General features: G+C 73.2%; 13 protein-coding genes and 1 tRNA gene. 5 read left to right on the forward strand and 9 right to left on the reverse strand.

Going from position 1 to position 16,967, the window contains the following annotated elements:
• Positions 1 to 91: 91 nt before the first annotated feature.
• Positions 92 to 1,219 (reverse strand): ACR3 family arsenite efflux transporter, encoded by a 1,128-nt coding sequence (arsB, locus tag ACWCQM_RS04755; protein WP_450913905.1) that lies wholly within the window; start codon positions 1,217 to 1,219, stop codon positions 92 to 94.
• The gene (locus ACWCQM_RS04760; protein ID WP_450913906.1) at positions 1,216 to 1,524 is read right to left on the reverse strand and encodes an ArsR/SmtB family transcription factor; all 309 of its coding nucleotides are present in this window, start codon (positions 1,522 to 1,524) and stop codon (positions 1,216 to 1,218) included. The genes arsB and ACWCQM_RS04760 overlap by 4 nt, the downstream gene beginning before the upstream one ends.
• A 93-nt stretch (positions 1,525 to 1,617) precedes the next feature.
• Here ACWCQM_RS04760 and ACWCQM_RS04765 point away from each other — a divergent pair, with 93 nt between their 5' ends.
• Both ACWCQM_RS04765 and ACWCQM_RS04770 read left to right on the forward strand, forming a co-directional pair.
• Entirely contained in the window at positions 1,618 to 2,040 is a 423-nt protein-coding gene (locus ACWCQM_RS04765; protein WP_450913907.1) for an arsenate reductase ArsC, read from the forward strand.
• Between the two features lie 419 nt (positions 2,041 to 2,459).
• Entirely contained in the window at positions 2,460 to 2,897 is a 438-nt protein-coding gene (locus tag ACWCQM_RS04770) for an NUDIX hydrolase (protein WP_450913908.1), read from the forward strand.
• A gap of 22 nt (positions 2,898 to 2,919) precedes the next feature.
• Here the strand turns inward: ACWCQM_RS04770 and ACWCQM_RS04775 are convergent.
• The 6 genes from ACWCQM_RS04775 to ACWCQM_RS04800 form a co-directional block, all read right to left on the reverse strand.
• Positions 2,920 to 2,993, reverse strand: a tRNA-Arg gene (locus tag ACWCQM_RS04775).
• Positions 2,956 to 4,809 carry a BTAD domain-containing putative transcriptional regulator gene (locus ACWCQM_RS04780; protein WP_450914089.1) on the reverse strand — a complete coding sequence of 618 codons (1,854 nt, stop codon included), beginning with the start codon at positions 4,807 to 4,809 and terminating at the stop codon, positions 2,956 to 2,958. Before ACWCQM_RS04780 ends, ACWCQM_RS04775 begins: the two co-directional genes overlap by 38 nt.
• 246 nt (positions 4,810 to 5,055) lie before the next feature.
• Entirely contained in the window at positions 5,056 to 7,971 is a 2,916-nt protein-coding gene (locus ACWCQM_RS04785) for an AAA family ATPase (protein ID WP_450913909.1), read from the reverse strand.
• Positions 7,972 to 8,050: 79 nt separating this feature from the next.
• On the reverse strand, positions 8,051 to 8,245 hold the full coding sequence (locus ACWCQM_RS04790; protein ID WP_450913910.1) for a hypothetical protein: 195 nt from the start codon (positions 8,243 to 8,245) through the stop codon (positions 8,051 to 8,053).
• A gap of 11 nt (positions 8,246 to 8,256) precedes the next feature.
• Entirely contained in the window at positions 8,257 to 11,484 is a 3,228-nt protein-coding gene (gene lanM / locus ACWCQM_RS04795; RefSeq protein ID WP_450913911.1) for a type 2 lanthipeptide synthetase LanM, read from the reverse strand.
• A gap of 86 nt (positions 11,485 to 11,570) precedes the next feature.
• The gene (locus ACWCQM_RS04800; RefSeq protein WP_450913912.1) at positions 11,571 to 12,635 is read right to left on the reverse strand and encodes a LacI family DNA-binding transcriptional regulator; all 1,065 of its coding nucleotides are present in this window, start codon (positions 12,633 to 12,635) and stop codon (positions 11,571 to 11,573) included.
• A 110-nt stretch (positions 12,636 to 12,745) separates the two neighbouring features.
• Here ACWCQM_RS04800 and ACWCQM_RS04805 point away from each other — a divergent pair, with 110 nt between their 5' ends.
• Genes ACWCQM_RS04805 through ACWCQM_RS04815 form a run of 3 tightly spaced genes read left to right on the forward strand, consistent with a single transcriptional unit; the run spans position 12,746 to position 15,866 of the window.
• A complete protein-coding gene (locus ACWCQM_RS04805) occupies positions 12,746 to 13,897 on the forward strand; it encodes a Gfo/Idh/MocA family protein (protein WP_450913913.1) in 1,152 nt (383 codons plus the stop codon).
• Positions 13,894 to 15,036 (forward strand): dihydrodipicolinate synthase family protein, encoded by a 1,143-nt coding sequence (locus ACWCQM_RS04810; RefSeq protein ID WP_450913914.1) that lies wholly within the window; start codon positions 13,894 to 13,896, stop codon positions 15,034 to 15,036. The genes ACWCQM_RS04805 and ACWCQM_RS04810 overlap by 4 nt, the downstream gene beginning before the upstream one ends.
• The gene (locus ACWCQM_RS04815) at positions 15,033 to 15,866 is read left to right on the forward strand and encodes a sugar phosphate isomerase/epimerase family protein (RefSeq protein ID WP_450913915.1); all 834 of its coding nucleotides are present in this window, start codon (positions 15,033 to 15,035) and stop codon (positions 15,864 to 15,866) included. Before ACWCQM_RS04810 ends, ACWCQM_RS04815 begins: the two co-directional genes overlap by 4 nt.
• A gap of 211 nt (positions 15,867 to 16,077) precedes the next feature.
• On the opposite strand, the gene ACWCQM_RS04820 is transcribed toward ACWCQM_RS04815, so the two are convergent.
• Positions 16,078 to 16,689, reverse strand: coding sequence for an ATP-binding protein (locus ACWCQM_RS04820; protein ID WP_450913916.1), 612 nt, complete (start codon positions 16,687 to 16,689; stop codon positions 16,078 to 16,080).
• Positions 16,690 to 16,967: the final 278 nt, after the last annotated feature.

Raw genomic sequence — 16,967 nt, forward strand, 5'->3', positions numbered from 1 at the left:
GCGTGTACCGCGCAGACCACGGAGGCGCATGCCTGGAAGATGCCGATGGCGGGGGTGTTCGTCCCTGCGGTGCGGCAGCCGAGGCGGTGCATCAGGATTCTCCTCCTGATGTGGTGAGGGCTGCAGAGGCGAATTTCTTGCGCCAGGCCAGTGCCACGTACACGAGCCCGATCAGGACGGGCACCTCGATCAGCGGACCGACCACACCGGACAGCGCCTGGCCGGAGGTGACGCCGAAGGTCGCGATGGCGACGGCGATGGCCAGCTCGAAGTTGTTGCCTGCCGCGGTGAACGCGAGGGTGCTCGTACGGTCGTAGGCGAGGCCAAGTGCCTTGCCGAGGAGGAAGGAGCCGAAGAACATGATCGCGAAGTACACCAGCAGGGGGATGGCGATGCGTACGACGTCCAGGGGCTGCGAGGTGATCGTCTTCCCCTGAAGTGCGAACAGGATGATGATCGTGAACAGCAGCCCGTACAGCGCCCAAGGGCCGATCTTCGGCAGGAACTTCGTCTCGTAGGACTGCCGGCCCATCTTCTTCTCGCCGATGCGGCGTGTGAGGAAGCCGGCCAGGAGCGGGATGCCGAGGAAGACGATGACGTTCAGAGCGATGTGCCACACGGGGACGTCGAGACCCTGTCCGTCGCCCAGGCCCAGCCACTGCGGCAGCAGGTCGAGGTAGAACCAGCCCAGCACACCGAACATGATGACCTGGAACACGGAGTTCAAAGCGACGAGGACGGCTGCGGCTTCGCGGTCGCCGCAGGCCAGGTCGTTCCAGATGATGACCATGGCGATGCAGCGGGCGAGACCGACGATGATCAGACCGGTGCGGTACTCGGGCAGGTCGGGCAGGAAGATCCACGCCAGGGCGAACATGACCGCGGGGCCGACGACCCAGTTGATCACCAGCGAGGACACCATCAGCGTGCGGTCGCCGGTGACCGTGTCCAGCCGGTCGTAGCGGACCTTGGCCAGCACCGGGTACATCATCACCAGCAGGCCGAGTGCGATCGGCAGGGAGATCCCGCCGACCTCGATCTTCGCGAGCGCGTCGTCCATCCCCGGGATGAGCCGTCCCAGCCCCAGACCGACGGCCATGGCCAGCAGGATCCACACCGCCAGGTAGCGGTCGAGAGTGGACAGCTTCTTGACGATCGAGTCGTCCCCGGCCGGGCCGGCACCCTGGGCGGAGGCGGTCGTGGGCTGGGTGGAGGTCACGGGCAGGCCCTCTTGTTCTCGGCGGCGGTGCGGGCGGACTCGGCGAGCACCGCGAATTGCTCGGAGAGCCGGGCCAGGACCTCGGGGCGCAGCTTGTAGTAGGTGAAGCGGCCGCACGGCTCGGTCTCCACCACACCGGCTTCGCGCAACACCTTCATGTGGTTGGACAGGTTGGTCTGCTTCGCGCCGGTCTCCTCGACCAGGTGCGTCGTACAGAGCGTCTCGTGCGCCAGCAGGGTCACGATCCGGAGGCGGAGCGGATCGCCCAGCACCCGGATCAGATCAGGATCGACTGAAGTCAGCATGCGCTGATACTCTCACATCATCACTCGCTGATACCAGCGGGAGCTGAAGTCATGGCGGTTGGTCCCGCCGTGCGACGAGAGAGAACGATCACTATGGCCGACTCTTCCGGCAAGCCGTCCGTCCTGTTCGTCTGTGTCCACAACGCCGGCCGCTCCCAGATGGCCGCCGCCTGGCTGACTCACCTTGCCGGGGACCGCGTCGAGGTCCGCTCCGCCGGTTCGAACCCGGGCGCCTCCGTCAACCCTGCTGCCGTCGAGGCGATGGCCGAGGCCGGCATCGACATCTCCGCCGAGGCCCCCAAGGTCCTCACCATCGACGCGGTCCGCGAGTCCGACGTCTGCATCACGATGGGCTGCGGTGACACCTGCCCTGTCTTCCCCGGCAAGCGCTACCTCGACTGGAAGCTCGAGGACCCCGCAGGCCAGGGCGTCGAAGCCGTCCGCCCCATCCGCGACGAGATCAAGACCCTCGTGGAGGGCCTGATCGCAGAGATCGCCCCGGAGGCCACGGCATGAGCGGGACACGTGACGTCGTCATCATCGGCTCCGGCCCGCCGGCTGCACCGCGTGAAGTTCGGCGCCGAGATGATCGACGACGACATCACCGACGTCGATCCGCAATCCCTGTCGCGGTCGCCTGATCCCGGACCGCGGGACGTCTGCGAGACCGAGGCCCCCCTGTCGCCCCGCCTTCGAAGGGGAGGCGAGGCGACGTGTTCTGAGCCGCCTGCCGGCCCTCGCCGGTCAGTCAGTGATGTGACCCGCTCGTTGACGACGACGCGGGTGCGGCGGCGGTCGAGGCCGTGGATGTCGAGGGCGAGGTGGAGGTGTTCTTCGGCGGGCCCTCCGCATCGTTCATCACTGGGCGAACTGTCCACGTCGATGGCGGCTGGCTGATGCACTGGGACCGTCAACAAGCAAGGAGACAGAGCCGAATGATCGAACGAGTCCGAGCCGTCCTCGTCACCGAGCACGACACGATGCTGGTCATCCGCCGTACCAAGCCCGGAGTTCCCGTGTACTGGGTGCTTCCCGGTGGAGGTGTCGAAGCCGAGGACGAATCCCGGGAGGCCGCCCTTCACCGGGAGATCCACGAGGAGATCGCGGGGGAGGCCGACATCGTCCGCCTCCTGCACACGACGGAGTCCGATGACGAGCGCCAGCTGTTCTACCTCGCCCGCATCGCGACCTGGTCCTTCGACGACCGCACCGGGCCCGAGTTCAGTGCCCAGGGCCGGGGCGAATACGCACTGGAGGAGGTCCCGCTGACCGTGGAGGGGATCGACGGCATCGAACTCAAGCCCGAGGAGATCGCCCACGTTCTGCGAGGTGCCTTCGGTGACGGAACCATCTCAGGTGTTGCTACGGCCTGAGAGATGGAACGGCCCATTGCGCTGTGCTCCGGCAGGATTCGAACCTGCGACACCCGCTTCAGGAGAGCGGCGGTGCTGTCCGCACCCCGGCCGCACCGGCGCCCGCCCCCTCCTCGCGGGCGTACAGGCACAGCAGGCGCGGCACCTCGTACAGCGCGGCGTGTGCGGTGACCTCGCCTGCGGGGGAGGTCACCGCGCCCGTGTCGATGAGCGCCTCGACCGCGCGTATGGTGCCCCGCTCGTCGCGGTCCAGCGCCGCCATCGCCCGTTCCAAGGTGAAGGCACCGTCCCCCGCGTCCCCCGCGAGCCGGACCAGCGCCCCTCGGTTGTCCGCGCTCAGGTCCCGCCAGCCCGCGGCGAGGCGGGAGCGGACGGAGACGTCTCCGGCCACCAGCTCGTCCAGGGCCGACGTCGGGTCGTCGAGCCGGTCCGCGTACTCCGCCAGCGGGAGGTGACGCAGCACCGCCAGCCGCATCCCGCTCACCGCCACCGCCAACGGCAGGGCTCCACAGGCCCGTACGATGCGCAGCGCCGCCGGCCGGTCCGTCCTCAGCCGGTCTTCGCCGATCAGGGTGCCGAGCAGCTCCAGGGCCTCGTCGTCGTCCGGGGCGGCCAGGGCCGTGCGGTGCGCGGACTCCAGTCCGGCCAGCTGACCGCGGGCGGTGAGCACGGCCGAGCAGCGCCCGGACCGGGGCAGCAGCCCGCGCACGGAGGCCTCGTCGGCGACGTCGTCCAGCACGATCAGCGCCCGGTGCCGCGACAGCCAGTCCTGCCAGGCGTTCTCCGCCCGCACCGGATCAGGCCGGCCCGGTCCGCCCACGTCGCACAGCCGCCCCAGCTCGTCCAGCATGTCGTTCCGGTCGCGGGGCGAGCCGTCCTCCTGCCGGGCCCGGACATGGACGCGCCCGTCGGGGAACCCGTCCGCCAGCAGATGGGCCGCCCGGACGGCCAGCGCCGACTTGCCCACCCCGGCCGGGCCGGAGACGACCAGCACGGAACCGTCCGTACCGCCCGACACCCGGAGCAGCCGCGTCAGTTCGTCGTCCCGGCCGGTGAAGTGCCTGCTGTCCGCGGGCAGTGACGCACCGAGGGCGGCGCTGCGGGAGGCGGCGGGCCGGGCCGCCCGGCCACCGCCGAGCATCGTCCGGTAGAGGGCCGCCATCGCCGGGCTGGGCTCCAGACCCAGCTCCCTCGCGAGCAGCTGGCGGTAGTCGTCGTACACCGCCAGCGCCTCCGCCTGCCGCCCGGTCTGGTGCAGGGAGTTCATCCAGGCCGCCCGGAGCCGCTCCCGGAACGGGTGACGCTCCACCAGGTCCCGCAGGCCGTCCAGGGCCGAGCCCGCCCGGCCGGTCTCGATCTCGGCCTCGGCCCAGTCCTCGTAGACCGTGAGGCAGCGAGCCTCCAGCCGCTCGGCCTCCTCCGCCACACCGGCACTGTCGCGGAGGTCGTGCAGCGGGAGGCGCTCCCCCCAGAGGTCCAGCGCCTCCCGGAGCAGCCGGGCGGCGGTGCGCAGATCCCCCCGCTCGCCGGCCGCCCGGCCCGCACGGGCCAGCGTCCGGAAGCGCAGGGTGTCGAGCTCGCCCTCCTCCACCCGCAGCCGGTAGCCGCCGCAGTCGTGCACCACCCGGTCCCGGTCGTCGCCGCCGGCGCCCCCGAACAGCGCGCGGGCGGCACTGACATAGACCTGGAGGTTCTTGCGCGCGGTCCGCGGCGGACCCTCGGGCCACACCACGTCGGTCAGCACATCGACCGGTACGGGGGTGTTGGGGCGGGACAGCAGGGTGGCCAGGACCAGCCGCTGCTTCCGTGGTCCCAGCGGCAGCGGCCTGCCGTCGACCACCGCCGTGAGCGGCCCGAGCAGCGAGAAGTACACCGTGCCGGCGGAGCCGGGGCGGGCGGAGAATGGGGGCATCAGCGGGCCTCCTGGCCGGGGGAGGGGCGACGAGCTGCCGTACACCCGCCGATCCTTCCGCGACGCGGAACGGCGCACATCGGTACGCGGCCCGCATCTTCCGGGGCGCACCCCCGACCCCTGCCGCCCGGGGCCCCCATGTTGCGGGGGTGGTCCCGGGGCGTTCCCCCACCCTCCCGGCCCCCGGCCCGCTACCCACAGCCTCCCGCGCCCCCGACGCGGCCCCGGCCCCCGGCCGACGCACCCTCAGGGATGGTCGACCGCGCACTCCGCGGCGAACTCGCACAGCGCCGTACGGTTGGCCCGGCCCGTCTTGCTGAGCAGGCTGGCCAGGTGCTTCTCCACCGTGCGGGGCGATATGGAGAGCCGCTGGGCTATCTGCTGGTTGCCCGGCCGCTCCGCCAGCAGCACGAACACCTCGTACTCGCGCGGCGTCACCCCGTTGGTCCGCAGCGGCGGCGGGATACGGTCCCGGCCGCCCCGGTGCTGGGTCACGCTCACCCCGGCCTGCCGCAGAGCCGCCCGGCACGCCGCCGCCGGGGGCTGCACCCCGGCGCCGTGGAAGTACTCCTCCGCCGTACGCAGCCATACGACCGGCTCGCCCCACCCGTCGGCCAGCGCCGCGTCCGCGACCAGTCGCAGTCCGAGGTGGCGGGCGACGGGGAACGCCGCCGACCGGGCGTGGAAGGCGGCCGTCCGCTGGGCGGCACCCGTGTGGTCGCCCTCCCGGCCGAGCAGGACCGCGTCCGCCAGTTCGAGGAACTGCCGGTTCCAGGCCAGGGCGGCACCGGGCGCGCCGGCCACGTCCTCGTACTCCCCGCGCTCCGCGTCGCCCGCCAGCACCCGCAACAGGGGGCGGAGCCCGTAACGGCCGCTCAGGTAGTAGTAGCTGGGGTGGTCGCGCTCCCAGGCGAGGACGGCGTCCAGCGCCGCCAGGGCGCGCGGGCGGTCCTCGTCGAGCAGTGCCCCGATCGCCCCGCAGAAGCCCAGCCGCAGGGGCACCAGGGCGGACCGGTCGCCCCCCGCCCGGCGGAACGCGGCCAGGGCCCGGTCGGCCTCCCGTCTCCGGCCGCGGTGGGCGGCCATCGCGGCCCCGGCCAGCAGCAGATACCGGTGGGCGCCGTGGTTGCCGATCCGGGCGCTCGCCTCCACCGAGCGGCCGGTGATCTCCTCCGCCTCGTCCCACCGGGCCGACATCACCGCGTTCATCGCGAGCAGCCCGTCGACCGTCTGCGCCAGCAGCAGCGAACCCAGCTCCGCCGCCGCGGTCCGCGCCGAGTGCAGACGCGCCGCGTCGCCGGTCCGCATGAAGCTGTTCACCCCCAGCCGTACGAGCGCCTCCACCCGCCACAGGGGCAGGGAGTGCTCGGTGGACAGGGCGAGCATCCGCTCCAGGCACGCGTCGGCGGCGTCGAACCCCCGCTCCCTGGACAGCAGCGCCAGCAGCTGCCAGGCCTGGCAGGCCACTACCGGAAGCCCTTCCGCCTCGGCGGTCTCCGCCGCCGCGAGAGCGGCCCGTTCGGCCGCCTCCGGCTCGCGCCGGTCCTCACCGGGGAGCAGCGAGAGATGACCGCCGACGACCGCGAGCGAGGCCCCGCGCGCCGGGGACGGGGACGGTCCGAACAGGTCGTTGGCCGCCTTGATCTGACGGGCCGTGTCGGCGGCCCGCTCCGCCATGACGGCCACCCACGCGATCTTGATGTGGACGTCCCCCCGCCGGGCGGCCGCCTCGGAGTGTGCGGGGACCGGGGGCAGGGAGTCGGCCAGCGCGAGGGCGCCGTCCAGATCGCCGCCCTCGGCCCGCGCCACCGCGAGGGACTCGGTGACACCGGCGAGGTCGGTCTCGGCCGCCAGGGAGAGGGAACGTTCCAGCAGGACCACGGCCGAGCCGTGCGAACCCGCCGCGAGCATCCGCCGCCCCGCCTCGGCGAGCTGGAGGGCCGCACCGGCGCGGTTGCCCGCCGCGAGCTCCAGCGAGGCCAGGAGCTGGCGCCGGTCCTCGTCGAGCGGTTCCCCCGAGTGCTCGACGGCCGAGGCGGCACGGCGGGCGAGTGCGGCGCGCTCGGCCGGTGCGAGGGAGGAGACCAGGGCCTCGGCGGTGAGGGTGTGACGGAAGGTGTAGCGGTCGGGGGCCGCCCCGTCGGGGGCGATGGCACCCGTCTCGACCGCGGATCTCAGGTGGGTGAACAGGGCCCGGTCCTCCAGCCCGGTGACGGTCTGGAGCACCGCCACGGAGAACTGGCTGCCCAGGGTGGCCGCCGTCAGCAGCAGGTCCCGCACCGGCTCGTCCATCCGGTCGAGCCGCTGGGCCCAGCTCCGCAGGATGCGCGACGGAAGGATGCCGTCCGGCTGGTCCGCCGCTTCCCAGCCGTCCCCCACGCGCCGCAGTCTGCCCGTGTCGAGCAGGTCGTCGAGCAGCACCTCGACGAGGTACGGGTTGCCCGTCGCGCGCTCGACGAGCCGCTGGTGGACCGCCTCGGGTATCCGCTCGGGCGGTGTCTCCAGACAGGCCCCGGTCAGCGTCCGCACCTCCGCGTCGCCGAGCCCCCGTAACTCCACCACCTGCGCGGTGTGCCGCTGTTCGGCGGAGCGTACGAGGTCCTGAGCGGCCCCCGGCTCGGGGCGCAGGGTGCCCAGCAGCAGGACCGGGAGGTCCGCCAGGTTGTCGACGACGTACTCGACGACCGCCACGGTCTCCGTGTCGCAGTCGTGCAGATCCTCCAGCAGCACCACGCAGCCGGTGCCCCGGCCCAGGACCGACAGCAGCCGCAGCAGGGCCTCGGCCAGCTCGACGACGGTCTCCGTGTAGCCGGCGGACGCCCCGGTCCGCCACTCCGGCACCAGCCGGGCCAACGCCGGGTGATACGGGGCCAGTTCCGGATCGGACGGGGTGCCCGCCGACCGGAAGTGGGACGAGAGGGCCTCCATCAGGGGGCGGAAGGGGACGACCAGGCCGGTGGAGCCCGCCCGGCCGCGCAGCACCGGCATCCCCAGTCCGTACGCCCGGTAGGCGCACTCACCCACCAGCCGGGACTTGCCGATCCCCGCTTCACCGACGAGGAACAGCGCGCGCCCCGAACGCCGTCGCGCGGCGTCCAGGGCGCTGCTCAGCAGGCCGATCTCCTCGTCACGTCCGACGACGACCGGCGAATTCGCACGCATGGCCGCAGGCTACTGGAGCCGTACAGAGTGCGGCAGTAGGCACATTCCCGTCATGACGTGCCCAGCTGGCGGGAAAGGGTCACATCGGGACCGTGAAGGTGGTCCACGGCAGGTCGGGGCCGGTCGTGTCCCCGTCGGACGCGCTGAGGAGCCTGCTGCGCAGACCGAGTCCGCCCCTGTTCCCGAGCGATATCCGGCCCGCGGGGTGCTCGCTCGCGCCCTCGCGCGCCGTGGCGGTGTCCGCGTATCCGGCCGATTCGCTGATCTGCGTCATCTCTGCCTCATCTACTGGTCGTTGGTCGACAACGTCATGGGTGCGGGAGACCGTTCGGCCCCCGCGGAGTGGCGCATGAGCAGTGCGGGGCCGATCCGGTCGGGGAACCCCGCCCGCAGCAGCCCGTGTCCGATGCCCGACAGACCGGTGAGCAGTCCCGGGTGAGGTGTGTGTCCGGGCGTGCCGCAGTGCGGCTGCGCCCGGTCGGCCGCCGCCAGCAGAGTGCCGGTCCTGCGCAGCCAGTGGGGGCGCAGACCCGGCAGCGCGGCATGGCCGAGCAGTTCCAGCACGCCCAGCTCGCCGTGGCAGAGGCTGTCGTTCCCGGGCGGCGCGGACCGCGCCACGTCACCGGCCCGCTCCTCCAGCCAGGCGCACAGTTCGGGGTCGGCCAGGGCGTCGGGGCTGTCGGCCACCGCGAGCGCGGTCCCCGCCGCCCCCTCGCACCAGGCCCCGCCGGGTTCCGCGCCACGTGCCGCACCCCGCAGGGCGTCCAGCCCGGCGCTCCGGTGGCGCGGCCCTCCGCCCGCGCCGGCGAACCGCAGCAGCGCCCAGCCGGTGCCCGCCGCCCCCTCCGCGAAACCGCCGGACGCGGGCGGCGCGGCAGCCAGGAGGCGTTCGGCGCAGAGTTCGGCGCCCCGCCAGGCCTCGGCCCGCCCGGTGGCGCGGTGCACGGCGAGCAGCGACACCAGGCCGCCGGCCGCCCCGCCGCGCACCCCGAGCCCCTCCTCGGCCGCACCAGCGGCGGCGGCCAGCCGTGTGGCCGGTCCCGCCCAGTCCCGTACCCGGTCGTCGTCCAGCAGGGTTCCGACCTCGGCCAGGGCGTACGCGATGCCCCCGAGGCCGGAGAAGGCACCGGACCCGAGCAGCCCGAGGTCCTCGCCGTGCTGGTGCAGCGTGTCCAGGAGCCCCGGTACCGGCGCCAGCGCCGCCCGGGCCGCGTCGGCGTAACGGGCTGCCCCGGTCAGGGACGCCAGCTGCGCGAGGAACAGCGCGGGCCCGGTCCAGCCGCCCGCGAGATCGGCGGCCAGCGGCGTGAGACGCCAGTAGCGTTCGCCGAGCAGCTCCAGGCCGATCCAGTTGGTCCGGCTGCCGCTGTGGTACGCGAGCGAGACGAGCTGGTCGCCGACCGAGCGGGCGGCGGAGAGCAGGCGTTCCGGCTCCGGTGCGGTGGCCTCGGTCCGCGGCCTGCCACCGCCGGGGGCGGCCGTGTGCGGCGGCTCGGTGGAGGTGCTCACCATGGCCGTACGGATGATCCGCTCCTGGTCCTGGCGGTCCACCGTGTCCAGGGCACGGATCTTGGCCTCCACCCGGGCCAGCCCGGTGGGTCCGGGGAGCTCCCGCACCTCACGCCCGGTGCCGCTGTGCACCCGTGTGCTGTCCGGGCGCGTGGTGAAGACCGGCACGTCGCCCTGCCACAGCTCCGCGATCTCCTCGTCCTCCAGGCCGGGCAGCGCGGGGGAGCCCAGGGCCCCGGTGCGCAGCAGCGCGAACACCTGCTGGCGCTCGGTGGCGTCCCGCATCAGGTCGGGGTGGGTCGACTCGTGCAGCAGCGTGGCGTACGTCCAGGTCGGCCTGGGCACGAAGCGGATCTCGTCGTCGGCGAAGCGGCTCAACAGCCCGTTCGGGCCCAGCAGTTCACCGCGCGCATCGCTGACGGCCGTGTACGCCGAGCGGAATCCTTCGCAGAGCGCGTCGGTGAACCGGAACGGATCGGCGGGAGCCCCGTCGAGCTCGGGGCGGTTGGCCGACGCGGTGAACCGCCCCGAGGCGCGCACCAGACGCATGGTGTCGGTGCCGGCCGCGTCCCAGGAGGCCGTCTCCAGCGGGGAGGAGGCCGCCCGGCCGCCGCCGACGGCGGACATGTCGAGCGCGGAGCTGTCCCCGACGAGCAACTGCGGGAGCAGCCCGACGCGGTGGACCGAGGCGTGCAGGGCCCGCGCGGCCGGATCGGCGGGCGGGGCCTGCGTCAGCGGCGGGTGGAACAGCGTCTCCACGTCGACCAGGACGGGGTGCGGCCCGCAGGCGATGAGGTTCTCGTGGTGCAGGTCCGTGCCGTCCAGGACGTGCAGCAGCGCGAGCAGGGCGCCCAGCCGCCGGTAGAAGAGCGTGGTCTCGGCCGTCGAGCGACAGGGGGCGCTCGTGACGAACTCCGCCCAGCCGTACGCCCCCCGGTCGAGGACCTTCGGCGTGCGCAGAGCGGGCGTTCCGGCAGCGGAGTCCGCGTGCGCGTCCCCGGGGGACTCCGTGGGGGAGTTGAACCACTCCACCAGGGCCTCGAAGTGCCGGTGGGCGGCGAGCGGGCGCGGCTTGTAGACCAGCCGTGCGCCGTCGGCGAACCGCAGCAGCATCACCGACCTGCCCCCGCGATGGCTGTCGCCCGTGCCGGACTCGACCCCGGTCAGGGTGTGCGGCCCGTAGTCGGCGGACCCTCCCGCGCCCCGGTCCCCGAGCACCGGGGAGGAGCCCAGGAGCTCCCGGTCCGCCGCGAGCCTGCCGAGCATCTCCGCGAAGGCGTCGGCCGCGTTCATGGCCGCCTGTGCGAGGACCCTGGCGAGGACCGGGTAGCGGGTGACGAGGGCGGCGAGACCGGCACGGCCCGCTGTCAGCCGCAGGAAGTCACGGAAGCGCTCACGGGGCCCCTCGCCGTTCAGCCTGCCGCCGGTCCGCGCCTCGTGCAGTTCCGAGACGAGGGTCCTGGCGGCCAGCACGGCCAGGCGCCGGGCCACGTCGTGCCGGAAACCGTCCAGCACACCGGCGGGGCAGGAGGCCCGCCCCGGCCGTGCGGCGTCCCCGGGCACCGCGCCCGCCAGCCGGTCCGCGGCCAGGGCCGCGAACGGCGCGACGACCAGGTGGAAGCCGGTCAGATCCGGGTACGCCCGGTCCGCGATCCGTGCCTCCCGCGGCGCCCGGGCGACGGCCTCCCGCACGAATCCGGCCCAGCCGGGCTCCGTGTCCGCGCGGGGCCCGACGGTGCCGGGCACCCACCACGGATCACCGTGGTCCCGGGCGCTGAGGAGAGGAGCCGTGTCCGGCACCGGGGCGTGTCCGGCGCCGTCGGCGTCCGCCGTGACGTGCGGGGTGCTGCCCGCCGGACCGCGCGGTGCGGCGGCGGGGGCGTGCGGTGCGCCGTCAGGGACGTGCGGGGCGGGCGCCCGTTCCGTGTTCCCGATCGCTTCCTTCTCCACCACCGCGTTCACCTCCCCGGTCGCGGGAGGCCTCAGTGGTCCTCCCGCGCCCATCCTGGGGGGGCGGCCGGGTCCGGCACATGGGGGAGTCGCCCCCATCTTTCCGTCCGTGGGGCCCGGGGCCGTGGGGGTGCCGCGGTTCAGCGTGCCGGGGCGGCGGTCGATCCCCGGTCCATGAGCTCCGCGTCGATGGTCGCCACGCCTCCCTGCGGCGGGGTCTCCTTGCCCATCGCCAGCCGCCCGGCCCGTGCGCCCGCCTCGTACAGCGGCAGCCGTACGGTCGTCAGCGCGGGCACGGCGTCCACGGAGAACGGCAGGTCGTCGAATCCGGCGACCGAGACGTCCTCGGGGATACGCAGGCCGAGGTCCCGCACCGCCGCGCAGGCGCCCAGTGCCACAGTGTCGTTGGCGGCGACGACGGCCGTCACATCCGGTGCGCGGCGCAGGAGTTCGCGCGTGGCGTCGTAGCCCGAACTCCGGTCGTACGGGCCGTGTTCGGTGAGCTTCTCCTCGTCGCCCTGGAGCCCCGCCGCCTTCATGGCCTCGCGGTGGCCCTCCAGCCGGTGACGGGTCGTCGTGCGTTCCAGCGGGCCGGCGGCATAGCCGATCCGCCGGTGTCCCAGGGCGATCAGATGCTCGGTGAGCCGCCTGGCTCCGCCCCGGTTGTCGAAGGCCAGCGAGGCGACGACCGCGTCGGTGTCCGGCAGCGGAGGGCGTCCGCAGAAGACGATCCGGGTGCCGGCGTCCGCGAGCTTCGCCAGCTTCACGGCCATCGCGGCCTGGTGGGACGGGTCCTCCAGCGCACCGCCGGTGAGGACGACGGCCGCGGCGCGCTGGCGCTGGAGCAGGGTGAGATAGGTGAGTTCACGCTCGGGGGAGCCGCCGGTGTTGCAGACGACGGCGAGCTTCTCGCCCCCCGCGCGGCCCGATCCGTCGCCCGGACCGCCGATCTCGCTCTGCGCGGCACCGGCCATGATCCCGAAGAACGGGTCGGCGATGTCGTTGACCAGGATGCCCACCAGGTCGGACGTGGCGGCGGCGAGCGAGCTGGCCGGGCCGTTGAGCACGTAGTCCAGTTCGTCCACCGCGCGCAGGACCCGTTCCCGGGTGGACGAGGCCACCGGGTAGTTGCCGTTCAGCACGCGGGACACGGTGGCCGGGGACACCCGGGCGCGGGCCGCAACGTCCGCCAGGGTGACTGTCATCGCTCTCCTCCGAGGAGTTGTGGAGCGGCCCCTCTTGTCCGGGCCGCTGTCGGCAGGCTAGCGTCATACCGCATAGAAAGCGCTTGCTACGGCTGTATGGAGGAACTTTCGTGACACGCAGGACAGTGCGCATCGCCATGAACGGCGTCACGGGACGCATGGGATACCGGCAGCACCTGGTGCGCTCGATCCTCGCGATCCGCGAGCAGGGCGGCCTCGACCTCGGTGACGGCGACGTGCTGTGGCCGGAGCCCGTGCTCGTCGGCCGCCGCGCCCACGCCCTGGAGGCGCTCGCCGAGCAGCACGGCCTGACCGAGTGGTCGACCGACCTGGACGCGGTGCTCGCCGACGAGTCGATCGACATCTACTTCGACGCCCAGGTGACCTCGGCCCGCGTCGAGGCGATCAAGAAGGCCATCGCCGCGGGCAAGCACATCTACACCGAGAAGCCCACCGCCACCGACGTCGAGGGCGCGCTCGACCTGGCCCGCCTGGCCCGCGACGCCGGCATCAAGCACGGCGTCGTCCAGGACAAGATCTTCCTGCCGGGTCTGCTGAAGCTGAAGCGCCTCATCGACGGCGGCTTCTTCGGCGAGATCCTCTCCGTGCGCGGCGAGTTCGGCTACTGGGTCTTCGAGGGCGACTGGCAGGACGCCCAGCGCCCCTCCTGGAACTACCGCGCGGAGGACGGCGGCGGCATCGTCGTCGACATGTTCCCGCACTGGGAGTACGTCCTGCACGAGCTGTTCGGCCAGGTCACGAGCGTCTCCGCGCACGTCCAGACACACATCCCGCAGCGCTGGGACGAGCAGGGCAAGCCCTACGCCGCCACCGCCGACGACGCCGCGTACGGCACCTTCCAGCTGGCCGGCGGCGCCGTCGCCCAGATCAACTCCTCCTGGGCGGTCCGCGTCAACCGCGACGAGCTCGTCGAGTTCCAGGTCGACGGCACCCACGGCTCCGCCGTCGCGGGCCTGCGCAACTGCCGCGTCCAGCACCGCTCGGCCACCCCCAAGCCGGTCTGGAACCCGGACCTCCCGGTCACCGAGCCCTTCCGCGACCAGTGGCAGGAAGTCCCGGACAACGCCGAGTTCGACAACGGCTTCAAGGCCCAGTGGGAGCTGTTCCTCCGTCACATCGTCCTCGACGAGCCCTACACCTGGGACCTGATGGCCGGCGCCCGGGGTGTCCAGCTCGCCGAGCTCGGCCTCAGGTCCTCGGCCGAGGGCCGCCGCTTCGACGTACCGGAGCTGAGCCTGTGACCATCCACCTCCCGCAGGGTCCGTACGAACCCAGGGCCACCCCGCTCGACCTGGCGCCGGACGGCGCGCCGCTGGCCTCCCGCATCGTCTTCTCCGCCGCCCATGTTGTCGCCGACCCGTACGCCGACATCAGCCCCGACGACCCCGTCGCCGTCGACTGGGACGCCACCCTCGCCTTCCGCCGCCATCTGTGGTCGCACGGCCTGGGCGTCGCCGAGGCCATGGACACCGCGCAGCGCGGCATGGGCCTGGACTGGGCGGGCGCGTCCGAGCTCATCCGCCGCTCGGCCGCAGAGGCGAAGTCCGTCGGCGGCAGGATCGCCTGCGGCGTCGGCACCGACCAGCTCACCGGACCCGCGACCCTGCCCGAGGTGCGCGCCGCGTACGAGGAGCAGCTCGCCCTGGTCGAGGAGAGCGGCGCGCAGGCCATCCTGATGGCCTCCCGCGCGCTGGCCGCCGCGGCGAACGGCCCCGAGGACTACCTGGAGACGTACGCCCATCTCCTGCGCCAGGCCACGGAGCCCGTCGTCCTGCACTGGCTCGGGCCCATGTTCGACCCGGCGCTGGAGGGCTACTGGGGCAGCGCCGATCTCGACGCCGCCACGGACACCTTCCTGAAGGTCATCGCCGAACACCCGGACAAGGTCGACGGCATCAAGATCTCGCTGCTGGACGCCGAACGGGAGATCGACGTACGGCGCCGTCTTCCCGGCGGGGTGCGCTGCTACACCGGCGACGACTTCAACTACCCCGAGCTGATCGCGGGCGACGACCGGGGCTTCAGCCACGCGCTGCTCGGCATCTTCGACCCGCTGGGTCCGCTGGCCGCCCACGCCGTGCGGGTCCTGGACACCGGGGACGTCCAGGGGTTCCGTGACCTCCTCGACCCCACGGTCGAGCTGTCGCGCCACCTGTTCCAGGCCCCCACCCGCTTCTACAAGACGGGGGTCGTGTTCCTCGCCTGGCTGGCGGGCCACCAGGACCACTTCACGATGGTCGGCGGGCTCCAGTCCGCGCGCTCGCTGCCGCACCTGGCGAAGGCGTACGAACTGGCTGACCGGCTCGGTCTGTTCCCCGACCCCGAGCTGGCCGAGTCCCGCATGCGCGCGCTGCTGACCGTCCACGGAGGAAGCCGATGAGCACCGAACTCTCCCGTCTGTCCGTCAACCAGGAGACGGTCCGGCAGCTCTCCCTCCCGGAGCTCGTCGAGGGCTGCGCCAAGGCGGGCATCGGGCAGGTCGGCCTCTGGCGGGCCCCGGTGCAGGAGTACGGCGTCGAGCGCGCCGGGCAGCTGATGAGGGACGCGGGTCTTACCGTCACCAGCCTCTGCCGCGGCGGCTTCCTCACCGCGACCGACCCGGCCGAGCGGGCCCGCGCGCTGGAGGACAACCGGGCCGCGGTCGACGAGGCCGCGGGCGTGAACACGGACACCCTGGTCCTGGTCTCCGGCGGACTCCCCGAGGGCGACAAGGACCTGTACGGCGCCCGCGAGCGCATCGCCGACGCGCTGGGCGAGCTGGCCCCGTACGCGGCGGAGCGCGGTGTGCGCCTCGCGATCGAGCCGCTGCACCCGATGTTCGCCTCGGACCGCTGCGTCGTGTCGACCCTCTCCCAGGCGCTGGACCTCGCGGAGCGCTTCCCCGCCGAGCAGGTCGGGGTGGTCGTCGACGCGTACCACATCTGGTGGGACGACCAGGTGCCCGCGCAGATCGCGCGGGCGGGCGCGGGCGGGCGGATCCACTCCTTCCAGCTGGCCGACTGGATCACCCCGCTCCCGGCGGGAGTTCTGGTCGGACGTGGCCAACTGGGCGACGGCTGCGTGGACTTCCGGGCGATGCGCGCGCAGGTCGAGGCGACCGGCTTCGACGGGCCGATCGAGGTCGAGATCTTCAACGAGGAGCTGTGGGCCCGTGACGGCGCCGAGGTGGTGGCCGAAGTCGCCGCCCGGTACCTGGAACACGCCTGCTGAGTACGGGGCTTGCGGCCCGGGGTAAAGAGATCGCAAAGGCGTGCAACCTTTGCGCACCCTCCCCGGTCGTACTCTGCGTCGGGACTTCCGGGGAGGGGTCCGGGGGGATTCGGGAAGCCCGACGGAGGGGGAAAGCGAGGGGGGTCCGGCCTGTGGGCCGGGCCCCATTCCGCTTTTCAGGGGTCAGGGCCTCACGTCCACTTTCCGGGGGTCAGGGCCTCACGTCCACGGCGAGATGCGGCCAGGTCGCGGCTGCCGCGCTGACGTCGCCCGGCAGCCGGCCCGTTCCGCGTACGTCTTCGCGGGGGCGGAAGTGGACGACCGTACCTGTCGTGCCGTCGTCGGCGACGGGCTCCAGACCGGTCACCGGGACACCGTGCTCGTAGCGCTGGGTCCAGGAGCCGTTGTGGCGGCGGTTGGTGTGGACGAGCCACTCGCTGAGCGCGGCGACGACGGACATGCCCCGGCGCGGATGCCCGTCGGGCAGCGTCTGCGCCCCGGGGGAGCCGAAGAACCGCAGGTCCTGCGTGGCCATGACCGGCTTCCTGACGACCTGGCCGTGCTCGTCGAAGCGGGTGTCGGTTCCCCGGCCGTCGTCCGCCACGGACACGGAGCCGTCGGCGTGGAGCGTGACGAGGCAGCTCCCTCCGCCCGCGCACTCCGCCTCGTCGGCCGCGTAGGCGAGGACTTCGAGGACCAGGTGCCACGTCCCCCCGGGAGCGAAGGCGGCGGGGTCCCGGCGAATGCCCGACAGGTGGTCGAGATCGACGGTGGCCGCCCAGTCGTGGGTCGTGTTGCGCCAGGAAGACCTTGAAGTGTCCACTGGAGAGTCTCCGTCCAGGCAGGTGATCGCCGCACCGGCGGCCCGCGGGGAACGGGCCCCGCGCATCGCCGTCGAAGGAGGAGCCGTCCGTCCGGACGGCTCGCCAGGTCCGAATCTAGTCCTGAGTGCCTCGTGGCCTTCTCCTGGGCCCGGCCCGGCCCGGCGCACCCGGGGCCCAGGTGGCCGGGAGGGCAGGCGGGGTTCCCGGAGAGTGCCCCGACAGCCCTTGAAATCCGCTCAGAGGCGGGTGACGGTGAACCGACCCCTGTGCTGCGACG

This window comes from Streptomyces sp. NPDC002125 (assembly GCF_053593715.1).